This window comes from Enterococcus raffinosus, from assembly GCF_001886185.1.
Classification (GTDB): domain Bacteria; phylum Bacillota; class Bacilli; order Lactobacillales; family Enterococcaceae; genus Enterococcus_A; species Enterococcus_A raffinosus.
In genome coordinates, this window is the sequence record NZ_JXLA01000115.1 from 1 (window position 1) to 705 (window position 705).

Here is a 705-nt window from a genome sequence, read left to right on the forward strand (position 1 = left end):
TTCCCTTTACTGTTCACTTTGATGCCCCACTGTGGATCAATCGATAATTCTTTTTTGATGTCCTCCGTCGTCATAGTGTATTGTTTTTCAACACTTGAAACGATTGGTTTCTCAATTATTCGAGGCTTCGAATGGGATTCGATAGCGGTGGCATCAATGGCGACATCTTCGCCAAAAATATCAAAAACATTGTCAATTTGCCTAAGTAAACGATTATTCACATCGAGCAATGAGGAACGATGTTCACTCAACGTATGAAGAATGCGAGAGAAGGTCGCTTCTGATGGGGTTCGGTCTGAATATAAAAAACCTAGACTTAACTTAAAGCGCAAATCAGACTTGATGCGAGTAACCAACGTTTTCACATCTGGAATAGCTTCCAGATAAGAAATAATCAGTGCGCGAATCGCAGCCTCGTAATTGACTGAGATGGGCGCGCCAACAGATGTTTCTTTTTGAAAGAGTCCGACAAGCGTTGAAAGATCCAATGGGGAGAAAATCTCAAGATATTTTTCTTCAATGTCCAATTGTTCTAAGATTTCTATATCAAATAGAGTCGGTTGTTGTATAATAGCCATAAGGGATCCCTCCTTCTGAGTACGTGTCTGGCTAGGACAACTTAAGTGTAACAGATGGGGAGGTTCCTTTTTTGTTTGCTTTGAAAACATTGATATAACAAGGGCTGATAATTATGAAATTAGCTCA

The 705-nt window shown here is 39.7% G+C and carries 1 protein-coding gene; it reads right to left on the reverse strand.

All coding sequences use genetic code 11. The features are described from left to right. On the reverse strand, positions 1 to 578 hold a 578-nt coding region (locus tag RV13_RS20475; protein ID WP_143142313.1), incomplete at its 3' end, for a transposase. Positions 579 to 705 lie beyond the last annotated feature (127 nt).